Source organism: Streptomonospora sp. PA3 (assembly GCF_009728995.1).
Taxonomy (GTDB): Bacteria; Actinomycetota; Actinomycetes; order Streptosporangiales; family Streptosporangiaceae; genus Streptomonospora.
Window position 1 is genome coordinate 185,098 of record NZ_VTZW01000003.1, and the last position, 13,697, is coordinate 198,794.

At 73.8% G+C, this 13,697-nt stretch carries 14 protein-coding genes; 10 read left to right on the plus strand and 4 right to left on the minus strand.

What is annotated here, in order from left to right; translation table 11 throughout:
* Window positions 1–72: 72 nt before the first annotated feature.
* Together mshB and FZ103_RS01240 are read left to right on the plus strand one after the other, a co-directional pair.
* Window positions 73–942 (plus strand): N-acetyl-1-D-myo-inositol-2-amino-2-deoxy-alpha-D-glucopyranoside deacetylase, encoded by an 870-nt coding sequence (gene mshB, locus FZ103_RS01235; protein WP_155998144.1) that lies wholly within the window; start codon window positions 73–75, stop codon window positions 940–942.
* Between the two features lie 105 nt (window positions 943–1,047).
* Complete coding sequence (locus FZ103_RS01240) at window positions 1,048–1,515, plus strand: hypothetical protein (protein ID WP_155998145.1); 468 nt, start codon at window positions 1,048–1,050, stop codon at window positions 1,513–1,515.
* A 25-nt stretch (window positions 1,516–1,540) separates the two neighbouring features.
* On the opposite strand, the gene FZ103_RS01245 is transcribed toward FZ103_RS01240, so the two are convergent.
* Entirely contained in the window at window positions 1,541–2,443 is a 903-nt protein-coding gene (locus tag FZ103_RS01245) for a site-2 protease family protein (protein ID WP_155998146.1), read from the minus strand.
* Between the two features lie 148 nt (window positions 2,444–2,591).
* Window positions 2,592–3,926 (minus strand): hypothetical protein, encoded by a 1,335-nt coding sequence (locus FZ103_RS01250; protein WP_155998147.1) that lies wholly within the window; start codon window positions 3,924–3,926, stop codon window positions 2,592–2,594.
* Window positions 3,927–4,452: 526 nt separating this feature from the next.
* On the opposite strand from FZ103_RS01250, the gene fdxA reads away from it, so the two are divergent.
* Entirely contained in the window at window positions 4,453–4,773 is a 321-nt protein-coding gene (fdxA, locus tag FZ103_RS01260; RefSeq protein WP_186355723.1) for a ferredoxin, read from the plus strand.
* Between the two features lie 195 nt (window positions 4,774–4,968).
* Window positions 4,969–6,084 (plus strand): succinyldiaminopimelate transaminase, encoded by a 1,116-nt coding sequence (gene dapC / locus FZ103_RS01265; protein WP_155998584.1) that lies wholly within the window; start codon window positions 4,969–4,971, stop codon window positions 6,082–6,084.
* Window positions 6,085–6,203: 119 nt separating this feature from the next.
* On the opposite strand, the gene FZ103_RS01270 is transcribed toward dapC, so the two are convergent.
* On the minus strand, window positions 6,204–7,055 hold the full coding sequence (locus FZ103_RS01270) for a hypothetical protein (protein WP_186355631.1): 852 nt from the start codon (window positions 7,053–7,055) through the stop codon (window positions 6,204–6,206).
* Between the two features lie 854 nt (window positions 7,056–7,909).
* On the opposite strand from FZ103_RS01270, the gene FZ103_RS01275 reads away from it, so the two are divergent.
* From FZ103_RS01275 to FZ103_RS01285, 3 genes are all read left to right on the plus strand, one after another.
* Window positions 7,910–8,746 carry a 2,3,4,5-tetrahydropyridine-2,6-dicarboxylate N-succinyltransferase gene (locus FZ103_RS01275; RefSeq protein ID WP_155998149.1) on the plus strand — a complete coding sequence of 279 codons (837 nt, stop codon included), beginning with the start codon at window positions 7,910–7,912 and terminating at the stop codon, window positions 8,744–8,746.
* Between the two features lie 145 nt (window positions 8,747–8,891).
* Entirely contained in the window at window positions 8,892–9,956 is a 1,065-nt protein-coding gene (gene dapE, locus FZ103_RS01280; protein WP_155998150.1) for a succinyl-diaminopimelate desuccinylase, read from the plus strand.
* 91 nt (window positions 9,957–10,047) lie between these two features.
* Entirely contained in the window at window positions 10,048–10,869 is an 822-nt protein-coding gene (locus FZ103_RS01285) for a TIGR00730 family Rossman fold protein (protein ID WP_155998151.1), read from the plus strand.
* Between the two features lie 80 nt (window positions 10,870–10,949).
* On the opposite strand, the gene FZ103_RS01290 is transcribed toward FZ103_RS01285, so the two are convergent.
* On the minus strand, window positions 10,950–11,315 hold the full coding sequence (locus FZ103_RS01290; protein WP_155998152.1) for a hypothetical protein: 366 nt from the start codon (window positions 11,313–11,315) through the stop codon (window positions 10,950–10,952).
* A 160-nt stretch (window positions 11,316–11,475) separates the two neighbouring features.
* Here FZ103_RS01290 and FZ103_RS25240 point away from each other — a divergent pair, with 160 nt between their 5' ends.
* The 3 genes from FZ103_RS25240 to FZ103_RS01305 all read left to right on the plus strand — a co-directional run bounded on the left by FZ103_RS25240 (window position 11,476) and on the right by FZ103_RS01305 (window position 13,692).
* The gene (locus FZ103_RS25240; protein ID WP_186355632.1) at window positions 11,476–12,162 is read left to right on the plus strand and encodes a hypothetical protein; all 687 of its coding nucleotides are present in this window, start codon (window positions 11,476–11,478) and stop codon (window positions 12,160–12,162) included.
* On the plus strand, window positions 12,159–12,752 hold the full coding sequence (locus tag FZ103_RS01300) for a DNA-3-methyladenine glycosylase I (protein ID WP_155998153.1): 594 nt from the start codon (window positions 12,159–12,161) through the stop codon (window positions 12,750–12,752). The genes FZ103_RS25240 and FZ103_RS01300 overlap by 4 nt, the downstream gene beginning before the upstream one ends.
* A 364-nt stretch (window positions 12,753–13,116) precedes the next feature.
* Complete coding sequence (locus FZ103_RS01305) at window positions 13,117–13,692, plus strand: hypothetical protein (RefSeq protein WP_186355633.1); 576 nt, start codon at window positions 13,117–13,119, stop codon at window positions 13,690–13,692.
* Window positions 13,693–13,697 lie beyond the last annotated feature (5 nt).

Consider the following 13,697-nt stretch of genomic DNA (forward strand, 5'->3'; position numbering starts at 1 on the left):
CCGTGCTGCCCAGACGCGGCCGCTGGCGTGTGGAGCCGTGCCCGGCGGGCCGGCGCGGGTATCGTCCAGACCATGACAGATCGGCGACTGCTGCTGGTGCACGCCCACCCCGACGACGAGACCATCGTCACCGGAGCCACCATGGCCAAGTACGCCGCCGAGGGAGCCGAGGTCACCCTGGTGACGTGTACGCGCGGCGAGGAGGGCGAGATCATCCCGCCGGAGCTGGCGCACCTGGGCTCCGACCGCGAGGACACCCTCGGCGAGTACCGGATCGGCGAGTTGGACAAGGCGTGCCTCGCCCTGGGCGTGCGCGACCACCGGTTCCTCGGCGGGCCCGGCCGCTACCGCGACTCCGGGATGATGGGCGCGGCGACCAACGACCGCCCCGGCTGCTTCTGGCAGGCCGACGTGGAGGAGGCGGCGCACCTGCTCGCGGCCGTCATCCGCGAGGTGCGCCCCCACGTCGTCGTCACCTACGACGACAACGGCGGCTACGGCCACCCCGACCACATCCAGGCCCACCGCGTCACCGTGCGCGCGTTCGAGAAGGCCGCCGAGCGCGCCCTGCCGGGATCGCCGTGGCAGACCCGCAAGCTCTACGCCATCGCGCAGCCGCAGTCGCTGCTGGAGGCGTCGGCGGAGCGGCTGAGGGACAACCCGGGGCCGTTCCGGGCCCCCGACTCCGCCGCCGACATCGCGCCGGGCACCCCCGACAGCCTCGTCACGGCCCGCATCGACGCCTCGCCGCACTGGGCCGCCAAGGCGCTGGCGATGCGGGCGCACGCCACCCAGATCAGCGTCGAGGGCGAGCTGTTCGCGCTGTCCAACGGGATCGCCCAGGAGATCGGGGCGGTGGAGTACTTCACGCAGATCGGCGGCGCCGCGCCGCGCCGGGGCAATCGGGGGCCCGACGGGCTGGAGACCGACCTGTTCGCCTGAGCCGCCGCGACCGATCCCGCCGGCGGCCGGTCGCTCGCCCCGACCGCTCCGCCCGACCGGCCGGCCGTACCCGCCGCCGGCCACGACCCAGGAGGAAGTCCCGACGTGCCCGCACCGCAGCAGCCGAGCCCCTACCCGCCGCCTCCGGCCGCCGACCAGTCCCGCGGCCGGGCGGAGGCGGCCAGGCGGATCGCCGACCCGATCGTCACGGGCATGGCATACGCGGTACTGCTCGCCCTGGGGGTGGGGGTGGGCTTCGGCGGCTCCGTCATGGCCGGATGGCTGTCCTACCTGTGGAAGTCCGGTTCGGCCGGGCAGGCCGCGGCCTCGGTCGCCCTGGTGGCCGTGCTGGCCGCGCTCTTCGCCGGCTGCCGGGCCGCGGGCTGGGGCATGGGCTCGCGCCTGGGCTCCGGGCTGCCGGCGTTCGGCTGGGCGGGCGCCGTGTTCACCCTGATCGCGGTGAACTCCGGCGGCGACGTGGTGCTGACCTCGACGGTGATCGACTACTGCTACCTCTTCGGCGGCCTCACCGCGGTCGGTATCGCCGTCGTGATGACCGAGCCCGGCCCCTGACCGCCGGACGTCCGCGCCGGCGGCGTCAGGAGACCCAGAACCGCAGCAGCACCTCGCCGAAGCCGACGTCGATCTGCGGCATCCCCAGGGCGACGAACAGCTCCGCCGCCAGGGTCGGCAGCCGCACGTTCACCTGGGGCACCCACAGCACCGCGAAGACCGCGATGACGCCGAAGAGCGCCCACGGCCGGACGCGCTCGGCGACGGTGCCGGGCAGATAGGGCGCCAGCACGCCGAAGCCGTCCAGACCCGGGATGGGCAGCACGTTGACCAGCGCGGCGGTGAGGTTGAGATAGCACAGGTACATCAGCCCGCCGAGCATCCAGTTGTCGGTGAACATGCCCGCGGGCACCAGGATGACGACCGCGGCCGCGGCCGCGGCCGCCAGCACCAGGTTGACCGCGATCCCCGCGGCCGCGATGAGGCTGCGCCGGGCTCGGCTCGGCACGGCCGCGGGGTCCAGGTAGCTCGCCGGCCCCGGCAGGCCGATCCCGCCCAGCAGCAGGAAGGCCACCGGCATCAGCAGGTTGGCGAACAGCTCGCCGAAGCGGAAGGGGTTCAACCGCAGGTAGCCGCTGCCGCGCAGCGAGCGGTCGCCGAAGCGGTAGGCGACTGCGGCGTGGCCGAACTCGTGCAGCGCCAGCGAGACGATCCATCCGGCGAGGATGAACACGAAGGGTACGTAGGCGGTGGCGTCGTCACCGGTCCACTGGACCTCGGCGCGCGTCCAGGAGAACCAGCCCGCCAGCCCGCCCAGTCCCAGCAGCAGCACGAACACCGGGCTGGGCAGCAGGTCGGCGGCCGAGGCCGCGCGCGCCTGCGGTGCGGCGCCGTCGGGCCCTGCGGCCTCGTCGGGCCGCGTGCCGGTGTCCTCGGCGGATCGCGGCGCGGCTGCGTGGTCCCGATCGGTGGGCTCAGGCGCGGACATGGTGCTCCAGCTCGTCGAAAAAGGGCTCGCGGAGGCGCTGCACGGGGGAGTCGGCGCCGGTGGCGCCGGTACGCCGTCCCCAGGTTAGAGGCACGGCCGCCTGCCCGCGCACCGGGTGGCGCGCCCGGAGCCGCGGGCGGTCGACGGGCTAGAGCGAGGTCGGGGGAGTGGTCGCCGAGAGGTGCATGGCGGTGAGCGAGAACGCGTGCCCGGCCTTGGTCAGCTGGTGGCTGCCGCCCTCGCCCAGCAGATCGCCGTCGACGACGAACCCCAGCGTCTCCAGTAGCCAGGTCACCGTTATGAGCACCGAGCCGACCTGCTGGGTGTCGGGCAGCCGCCCCGGGGAGTCGCTGCCCCAGCCGGAGTCGGCGAGCACCAGGCGGGCCTCCTCGGCGATGTCGGTGCAGGTCTCGCGTGCGTGGCTGCCGGTGGAGCGGGAGGAGTGCGAAAGCAGCAGCCCCAGCAGGGTCTCGGTGGCGGCCTGGGCGAAGCCGTCGGTGTCCAGCACGCTCTCGGCGACGGCGCGCCACAGCGCCTCGGTGTCGTCGTGCAGCAGCCGCCCGCGCCGGGTGAGCACCAGGCGGCGCCCCGACCTGCGCACCGCCCGCATCGTGCGCAGCAGTTTGTGCAGCGCGATGAGCTGCGTGGAGTCGGTCTCGCTGCGCGGCGGCGCGGGCGAGGTGGCCCAGTCGAACTCCGCGCACAGTTCGCGGACCACGCTGGGCGAGATGTAGCCGATCTGGGTGAGGCCGATGCCGTCGTCGGCGTAGTCCAGCAGCCGCACCACCGGCGCCAGCGCACTCGCGGCGTTGGGCGGGGTCTCGGCCCCGCTGATCAGCTGGCCCAGCAGCGGCCACAGCCGCTGGCGGTGCGGGTGCGAGGGGGAGGACAGCCACGCGCGTACCCGCTCCTCGCGCACGCGGTCGAGCCTGCTGCGGCCCTGCGGGTCGGGCTGGGTCAGAAACGCCCGGGTCTGCTGCTGCTGGGAGTTGCGCCAGGCCGGGGTGCCCGGCCGCAGCTCGTCCAGCGCGACGGCGAGCTCCAGGGACGCCGAGGTGGCCTGGTAGGCCGCGATCTCGGCGGAGCCGAGCGTGCTGCCCCAGGTGAGCTCGGGCAGGTCGGGCGGTTCGACGCCCGAGGCGCGCATCGCCCGCCGGTAGGCCTGGTGCCCGGAGTCGTGGCTGACCCGGTAGTTCTCGAGGATGTCGCGAGTGCAGCCGGAGGTGCAGATGGCGGCGTAGCGGTCCAGGCCCAGCAGGGTGAACAGGCGGCCCAGCGAGCGCGCCGCGAACAGGCGCTCGGCGGAGTCGGTGGAGAAGCGCACCGGCAGCACGTACCAGCAGAACTCCTGGACCGCGTGCTGGGTGAGCGCCTCCAGGTTGCGCCCGTCGGTCAGCGTGGACAGTGCCGTCTCGGCGACCTGGGCCGCGCGGGAGTCGGAGCGGGCGAGCTGAGCGAGGGCGGAAGCCACGGTCTCCTGCATGGCGTGAACTCGCCACCTCCCCCTTCAACATCAGCGGCGGACCGCACCGCACGGGGCCGCCTGCGGTGCGCTCGCCGGCGGCGGGCCGCTAGCCGTCCGTCGTCGGCCTGCCGCCGCCCCGCCTGCGCGTCGGCGGTTGCTGCGGCACGATACGGCTTCCGGCGACATCGTCGGCGGTGACCTCTGTCACAGTGCCGTCGCGTCTGCGTATCCGTATCAGACCGTCCTGCCAGGACTCCAGCACTCCGACGATATCCCGGAAGCCCCCGCCAGGCAGCCGAAGGCGCACAGTGGCGCGCCGACCGATGTCCTCCGGTGTCGCCTCGGCCCTCAATCGCGGGGCGAAGCCCATGGGATCGACCCCCAATTACGCGGAAACGCCCGGTGGGCGCAATACTGGAAGGTGCGAATCGTGTGTCAGGTGCCCGGCGGTCCCGCTCCGGACTCCCGGCATCGCCCAGGCTATGTGACAGCGAAGACACTTATACGCGCGGTCAACGTGGCGAAGACCGAAGAGGAGTACGACGTGACCTACGTCATCGCGCAGCCCTGCGTCGATGTGCTCGACAAGGCGTGCATCGAGGAATGCCCCGTCGACTGCATCTACGAGGGCAAGCGCATGCTCTACATCCACCCGGACGAGTGCGTCGACTGCGGCGCCTGCGAGCCGGTGTGCCCTGTAGAGGCGATCTACTACGAGGACGACCTCCCCGAGCAGTGGTCGGAGTACTACAAGGCCAACGTGGAGTTCTTCGACGAGATCGGCTCTCCGGGAGGCGCCTCCAAGGTCGGCCAGCTCGACACCGACCACCCCGTGGTCGCCAAGCTGCCTCCGCAGGCGGAGTAAGGGAGGACCCCGGCCGTGCGCGCGCTCGGCGCGGCCGCGCGCACGGCGGTCCGGCCCCGCCGGGGGCCGGACGGCCGGGCGGCGCCCGGGCGGCGCCGCGGCCGCCCATGGCAGACGCCCGCCGCGCCGCGGCGGCGGGTGTGTTGTTCGACCGGTGCCGCGCCGCGGACCGGCGATGATCGAGGAATGGACGCGATGGCCGACCGCAGGCGCGTTGGAGACCGGCTCCCGAGCTTCCCGTGGGACCGCCTGGCCCCCCACAAGGCGACCGCCGCCGCCCACCCCGAGGGCGCCGTGGACCTGTCGGTGGGCACCCCCGTGGACCCCGTGCCCGAGACCGTGCGCCAAGCCCTGGCCGCGGCGTCGGACAGCCCCGGCTACCCCGCCACCTACGGCACCCCCGAGCTGCGCGCCGCCGCCGCCGACTGGCTGGCGCGCTGCCACGGCGTCCAGGTGGAACCCGCCGCCGTGCTGCCCTCGCTCGGCTCCAAGGAGTTCGTCGCCTGGCTGCCCACCCTGCTGGGGCTGGGCCCCGGCGACACCGTGGTCTACCCCGAGCTCGCCTACCCCACCTACGACATCGGCGTCCGCCTGGCCGGTGCCGAGCCCGCCGCCTCCGACGGGCTCACCGCGCTGGGCCCGGCGCCCGTGCGGCTGGTGTGGATCAACTCCCCGGCCAACCCGACAGGCCGCGTGCTTGGCGCCGAGCACCTGCGCAAGGTGGTCTCGTGGGCGCGCGAACGCGGCGCGATCGTGGCCTCCGACGAGTGCTACATCGGTCTGGGCTGGGAGGGCATCGAACCCGTGTCGGTGCTGCACCCCGACGTCTGCGGGGGATCCCACGACGGGATCCTCGCCCTGCACTCGCTGTCCAAGCGCTCCAACCTCGCCGGCTACCGGGCCGCCTTCGCGGCCGGCGACCAGGCGCTCATCGACGAGCTGCTGGAGGTGCGCAAGCACGCCGGCATGATCATGCCCGGACCCGTGCAGGCCGCCATGCGCGCCGCGCTGGAGGACGACGACCACGCCCGCGAGCAGAAGGCCCGCTACTCCGCCCGGCGCACGGCGCTGCGCAGCGCCTTCGAGGCCGCCGGTTGGCGGATCACCCACTCCGAGGCGGGGCTGTACCTGTGGGCCGCCCATCCCGACCGCGACGCCTGGGGCTCGGTGGCCCTGCTCGCCGAACACGGGATCCTCGTGGCGCCCGGCGACTTCTACGGCCCGGCAGGGGCCGGGCACGTGCGCGTGGCCTTCACCGCCGCCGACGAGCGGGTCGCCGCGGCGGTCAAGCGCCTGAGCGCCCTGTCCTGATTCGCCTCTTCCCCAACCACGGCGTTGTACCTGTGGTCATTGTTAGCGAACACAAGTGACCACGGGTACAAGATCAGCGCAACCGTGGCAGCTGTGGGAGGGGAGGTTGGGAGGGGAGGTCAGGACAGCAGGATCTCGCCGCGGGGCGCGGCGTCGGGCACCGTCTGCCAGCCCTTCTGTCCCGCATCGGCGCGCCAGCGCTGGTCCTGGTAGGTCACCGAGCTGATGCCGTACTCCTTGGCGCTGGCGACCGCCCACTGGGCCATGGCCCAGCCCAGGTCGCCGGTCTCGTATGCGCCGCCGGGCGGCAGCGAGCCCGGGTCGGCCCCGAAGACGCGGGCCATCTCCGCGCGCGCCGCGTCGAGGTCGGCCTTGCCGACCCCGTCGGGCAGCACGCACGAGACGGTGGGCCCCGCGGCGCCGGTGAAGGCCTCCGCCATCACCCGCGACACCTGCTCGTGCTGGTCGTAGGCGAAGCCGTCGGCGCTGCGCTGCACGGCCTGGGCCGCCTCGTACACCGGCATGTCGGTGTAGCCCTCGATGTCGGTCAGCCGGTCGTAGAAGGCCCCGGTGGCGTAGACGGGGTCCATGAGCTGGTCGGGCTCGCCCCACTCCTGCGAGGGCCGCTGCTGGAACAGCCCGACCGAGTCCCGGTCGCCGTACTCGATGTTGTAGAACTTCGACTCCTGCCACACCGTGGCGAAGGCGATCACCACCGCCTCGCGGGGCAGGTTCCGCTGGAAGGCCACACCGCTGATGGTCGCGGCGTTGGCCGCCTGGGCGGGGTCGAGGGTGTCGGCCTCGCCGTCGGCGGTGTAGGTGCAGGCCTCGGTGGGCTCGGGGTCGGCCACCTCCAGCGGCTGCACCGAGGACATCACGTAGTAGCCGCCGGCGACGAGCGCGCCGCAGACCACTGTCAGCGCGATGAGGATCTTGAAGAATGCGGAGACTCTTCGGAGCTTTCCAGGCACAGGCAGACCGTAGGGGTCGGGGACGTGCGGCAGCGCGGCCGCGCGCCTCGGTTGGCAGGATCGGCCCCCGTGCGCCGCAGGAGAGCAGGCACAGCGCAGCGCCGCGCCTCGGGGCGGGGGTCCTAACGCATGGTAAGGGAACACCCGAGCGGGCCGGAGGGGCGCGGCGCCGTCTGGACTGACGAGCGAGGGAGCGAGGAACGAGCGACCGAGTGAGGAGGGAAGGCGGCGTGTCGAAGCGCCCCGAAGGCCCGCGGAGAACACAGTGCGGGCCGGAGGGGCGCGGCGCCGTCTGGACTGACGAGCGAGGGAGCGAGGCCCTGAGCGGGTGGGCGGCGCGTCGGTCACCACAGGAGGTTGCGGCAATGGGGCTGGGTTGCGCGGAGCGCCCGCCCGTCACCCACCACCGCCCCAACGGAGGCGCTTCGCGCCACGTACCTGTTCAGAGCCGGCTTGCCGCCGAGCGCACGGTGCTCCTTTGTGCCGGAGGCCCGCCACCGGTGGTGCGGCTCCACCTGGGAAGAACCGCGTGCGCTCGGCGGCAAGCTGCGTCCGCGCTTCGCGAGGCGCGCCCATTGCCGCAACTCGGTGGTGGCGGCTTCCCTGCGGTTCCCGGTGGGTTCCTGGAAAGCCGCGCCCCCGGCGTTTTCGAACACGACCTAAGCGAGGAAGGAAGGCGGCGCTTCCAAGCGCCCCGCACGACCGCGGGAAGACACAGGCGGGACCGGCACCCGATTCGTCACTTTCGGTAGTCGCACCGGCACGGCCGGGTGGCGGGCGATTTCCCCGTGGTGCGGTCGGCCCCGCGTGCGCCGGGTTGGGGCGTGCGGCGGCCACCGGTAGGCTCCGTGCCCATGACCACCGCGTTCACCAGCCCGCTTCCCGAGGAGCTCGACGCCCTCTGGGAGCGCCGATCCGAACTGACCCCCGACCACACCCAGGCCCGCGACGCGATCGTGGGCGCCGTCGACGAGCTGGACACCGGCAAGGCCCGGGTCGCCTTCGTCGACGAGGCCACCGACGAGGTGGTCGTCGACGAACGGGCCAAGCGCGCCATCCTGCTGAGCTTCCGCGTCCTGGGGATGCAGGAGGCGGTCGTGGGCGACTTCCACTACCACGACCGCATCCCGCTCAAGACCCGCCTGGAGGGCGTGCGCGTGGTGCCCGGCGCGATCGCCCGCTGGGGCTCCTACCTGGCCCCCGGCGTGGTGCTCATGCCCTCCTTCACCAACTTCGGCGCCTGGGTCGGCTCGGGGACCATGGTCGACACCTGGGCCACCGTCGGCTCGTGTGCACAGGTCGGCGAGAACGTGCACCTCTCCGGCGGCGTGGGTGTCGGCGGCGTGCTGGAGCCTCCGCAGGCCTCGCCCGTCGTTATCGAGGACGACGCCTTCCTGGGCTCGCGCAGCATGGTCGTCGAGGGCGCCCGGGTGCGCCGCGGCGCCAAGCTCGGCGCCGGGACGATCCTGACCTCCTCCACCCGCGTGTTCGACGCCGAATCCGGCGAGGAGCTGCCGCGCGGCGAGGCTCCCGCGTGGTCGGTGTGCGTGACCGCGAACCGGGTCAAGAGCTTCCCCGGCGGCGACTTCGGCATGCCGTGCCTGCTCGTGCTCAAGCGCCTGGAGGCCGGCCAGGAGCACGACAAGCTCGCGCTGAACGAGCTGCTGCGGGAGCATGGCGTCAACGCCTGAGCGCACCGCACGCCCGGTCCGCACCCCTCCTGCCCGCGGAAAACACGTGCGGGCCGGAGGGAAGACGGCGCCTCAAAGCGCCCCGAAGGCCTGCGGAAAACACGCGCGGGCCGGGCGCATCCAAGCCGAACCGAAAGCAGCCGACATGCTGGATCTGACCGCCGACGTCCGCACGCTGACGGCCGAACTCGTCGACATCGAGTCCGTCAGCGGGGGTGAGCGCCCCCTCGCCGACGCCATCGAGCAGGCACTGCGCCGACTGCCGCACCTGGCCGTCGAGCGCGACGGCGACGCGGTCGTCGCCCGCACCGACCTGGGGCGCCGGAGCCGGGTCGTGCTCGCCGGGCACATCGACACCGTGCCCATCGTCGGCAACGTCCCCTCCCGCACAGCGGACGGGCGCCTGTACGGCTGCGGCTCCACCGACATGAAGAGCGGGGTCGCGGTGCAGCTCAAGCTCGCCGCCTCGGTGCCCGAGCCGGTGCACGACGTCACCTACGTCTTCTACGACTGCGAGGAGGTCGACGCCGAGCGCAACGGGCTGCGCCGGCTGGCCCGCACCGGCCCGGAGCGGCTGTGGGGCGACTTCGCGGTGCTGCTGGAGCCCACCGGCGGCGTCATCGAAGGCGGCTGCCAGGGGACCATGCGCGTGGAGGTCATCGCCCGCGGCGAGCGCGCGCACAGCGCCCGCTCGTGGATGGGCAGCAACGCGATCCACGGCGCCGGGCGGATCCTGGATGTGCTGCGCGAGTACACCCCGCGCCGGCCCGTGGTCGACGGCCTGGAGTACCGCGAGGGCCTCAACGCCGTCTTCGTCTCCGGCGGCGTGGCCGGCAACGTCATCCCCGACGAGTGCACGGTTACGGTGAACTACCGGTTCGCGCCCGACATCACCTCGGTGGACGCCGAACAGCACCTGCGCGAGCTTTTCGAGGGCTTCGACGTGCGGGTGACCGACTCCGCGCCGCCCGCCCGCCCCGGGCTGGACGACCCCGCCGCCGCCGAGTTCGTCGCGGCCGTGGGAGCCGGAGAGGTCCGCGCCAAGCTCGGCTGGACCGACGTCGCGCGGATGTCGGAGCTGGGGGTGCCGGCGGTCAACTACGGCCCGGGAGAACCCACGCTGGCCCACACTCGTGAGGAGTCGGTGTCGCTGGAGGCCGTCGCCGAGGCCGAGGCGCGGATGGCCGCCTGGCTTACCGGGAACGCGTGACCGGCCGCCGCCCGGCGGCGTCCGCTTCCGGTCGCCCGGGTGTGGCCTGGGATTCAGCATGGCGTGCCGGGAATCCGGATAGCGTTGCCACATGACGCAATCTCGCAAGATCCGCAGCGCCGGACCACTCACCTATCGCGGTGACGCGATACCGGAAACGACGACCGACCAGCGCCTCCTCGACCGCCGCGGACCGGCCGACTGGGTGCATACCGACCCCTGGCGGGTGCTGCGCATCCAGTCCGAGTTCGTCGAGGGCTTCGGCCTGCTCTCCGAGGTCGGCCACGCGGTCAGCGTCTTCGGATCGGCGCGGACCAAGCCCGACACCCCCTACTACGAGCTGGGCCAGGAGATCGGAACCAAGCTGGCCTCGGCCGGCTACGCCGTCATCACCGGCGGCGGGCCGGGAGTGATGGAGGCGGCCAACCGCGGCGCGCAGGAGGCGGGGGGCACCTCGATCGGGCTCGGTATCGAGCTGCCGTTCGAGCAGAGCCTCAACGACTTCATCGACATCGGCGTCACGTTCCGGTACTTCTTCGTGCGCAAGACCATGTTCGTGAAGTACTCGCAGGCGTTCGTGGTGCTGCCGGGGGGCTTCGGCACGCTCGACGAGCTGTTCGAGTCCATCACCCTGGTGCAGACCGGCAAGGTCACCCGGTTCCCGGTGGTGCTCGTCGGTTCGAGGTTCTGGTCGGGACTGCGCGACTGGATCCACGGCACCCTGCTGGAAGAGGGCACCATCTCCCCGGGGGACCCGGACCTGATGTATGTGACCGACGACGCCGACGAGGTCGTCGACATCATCCGCAAGTCCCACGTCGACCTCGCCCGGCGCGAGTTCGAGTCCGAGCAGGTGGCCGACGAGGCCGCCGAACTGCACGCCGCCCAGCGGGCCTCGGACTCCTCGTACTGAAGCAGTGCCCCGGGGGTCCGCGGGTTCCTCGCCGAACCCCCGCGCTCCCCGGCGCGCGCCCCGGCACGCCGGAATACCGGTCAGACCAGGCCGCGGCGCGCCACCGCGGGCGGGCGGCGGCCCCGGACCGAGGCGACCATGTCGAGGGCCTGGCGAACGGCTTCGGGGTGGTCCGTCGCGAACACCCGCGCACCCGCCCAGGCGTAGACCGACGCCAGCGCCACCTCCGCGGCCTCCGCGGCGGCGCCCCGCGCGCCCCGGCCCTGCTCCCGGCCGCCCGCTGAGCCGGCGCCACCGGGCGGTGCGCAGCGGACCAGCACCGTGCGGCCGTGCGCGGCCAGCTCGCGCACGCGCTCCGGGTCGGGCCGGTGGCCCAGGTCCTCCGCGTCCTCCACGGCGGCTTCGGACGCCACCACGCGGTAGTCCCCGCCGCCGTCCGGCGCCATCGCCAGCCCCCGATCGCCCGTGTCCGTCGCGCTGCGCTGCGGCCACCACCCCCGCCGGGACGGCGGGGGCGCGGAGCCCCGAGCGCCGATCCCGGACCCGGCGTGTCGCCGGGCTCGGGGGCGGCTGCCCGCCCTCGGGGCTGTGGCACCATTGAGCCTAATGTCTCCGATCATCATCGTCCTGATCGCTCTCGCCGCGGGGGCCGTACTCGCCGGCGTGGCTTTCGCGGTCATGGGCAAGGGCGGTGAGCTGGCGCGCTTCGAGGCCGACCACCCGCCCTTGGACCTCCCCGCCGACCGCCCGCTGTCCGGATCCGACGTCAGCCGGGTGCTGCTGCCGCTGTCGCTGTGGGGCTACCACGTGCGCGCCGTCGACGACGTGCTGCGCCGGGTGGTCGGTGCGCTTTCGGAGCGCGACGCGCGGATCGCCGACCTGGAGCGGCGCCTGGCCGAGGCCGGGCAGGCCGTCCCGCCCGCGTCGCCGGGCACCGCCGCCTCCTCCGGCCCCCAGGGCGCCGCATCGGCCGACCCGGCGGGTTCGGCGGGCGCCGCCGCTCCCGTCCGCACCGGCGCCCACACCCGCGGCGCCGCGTCGCCGGGCACCCCGCGTGCCGCCGACCGGCCGCGCGGCGGGTCCGGGTCCAGGCCCGCCGCCACCGGTGGAACCGGCGCCGACAAGCCGGGGGACACGGCCGCCGAGAACGACCGGTCCGCCGGCGGCTCCGCCGGCAAGCCCTCCGGCTCCTCCGACGACGCCGACGGCGAGTCCGACCCCGCCGCCGGCGCGGACTCCGCCGACTCCGGCCGGGAGTCCGCGGCCGCCGGGCACCGGCAGGGCGCGCGATGAACGACGCCGAGGCGGCGCGACCGGGCCCAGACGGCCGGCCTCGGTGCCATTGGGCCCTGGCGGGCGAGGAGCTGCGGCACTACCACGACACCGAGTGGGGCCTGGCGATCACCCACGACGACGCCATGTTCGAGCGGATCTGCCTGGAGGGCTTCCAGGCGGGACTGTCGTGGCTGACCGTGCTGCGCAAGCGGCCCGCCCTGCGCGAGGCCTTCGCCGGGTTCACCCCCGCGGTCGTCGCCGGCTACGGCGCGGACGACGTCGAGCGGCTGCTGGGTGACGCGCGCCTGATCCGCAGCAGGCCCAAGATCGAGGCCGTGATCCGCAACGCGCGCGCCGCGCTGGACCTGCCCGGCGGCCTGGCCGCCCTCGTGTGGCAGCACCGGCCCGAACACCACCGGGTGCCCGAGCGCGTCACCGACGTCCCGGCCTCCACACCCGAAAGCGCCGCGCTGGCCAAGGCGCTCAAACGGCACGGCTTCACGTTCGTCGGCCCAACCACCGCCTACGCCGCCATGCAGGCCGCCGGCGTCGTCGATGACCACCTCAGCGGGTGCTTCCGCCGCGCTCGTGAGGCCCGGCCGGCCTGACGGCGACGTTGCGGCATTCACCACGGGGCCGGTCGTTGTAGGCTCCAGACGAAGGCGGGACGACGGCGCCGCGGCCCGACGCCGACCCGCGTCCGACCGGCCGCGCGATCGCCCCTCGCGGGCGACCGGCGCCGCGGCCCCTCTCCCATCGCCACTTCGCGCCCCGCTCTGCCGGGCGGCCGCGGACACACGGCCGACGGGACCCTTATGTGCGCCTCATCACTTTTTGTCGGGGGCGGTCGCGGAATGCGTGACTTATTCTCTGTCGCTGAAGCGCGAGCGGACACCCGCGCCTGTTCGCCTTGGAGGTCAACGCCATGATCACAGCCAACGCCCGCGTCCGGGCACAGCGCCGGAGTCCCCGGTGAGCGGCCTACCCGGCGCCACCGCGCCCAAGGGCGGCGCCGGCTCGCAGGGCGGCTCGCCCGTGCGGCAGCTGTCGCTGTGGCCGCCGCCGCGCTCGACGCGGCACAGCGCCAAGCGCCGCAGAAGCATGATCGCCGGAATCGCGACGGTGTTCGTGCTGGGCTCGGGGCTGGGCACGGCGGCCGTGTGGGTGCTGCAGGGCGGCGGCTCGGCGGCCGGCGGCTCGACCGTTCCCGAGTCCTACGCCGGAACCTGGCGCGGCGAGATGAGCCAGGTCAACGAGGAGGGCGAGCACGTCGTCGACTGGGGCGCCGAGGTGAAGCTGGAGGAGGGCGCGGAGCGCGGGGTCTCGGAGTGGTACACGCTCGACTGCCGCGGCAGCCTGACCCTGACCGAGCGCACCGGCGACCGCCTCTCCTTCGACTACGTCGAGACCTATGACCCCCAGGAGCGCTGCGTGGACGAGTCTCAGCTCGTCCTGGTCGGCGGCGACTCCGCCGGTACGCTGCAGGCCCGGTGGAGCGCCGTCTCCCACAACGGCGTCCCGATGACCTCCACCGGGACTCTCCGTTAGGGTGG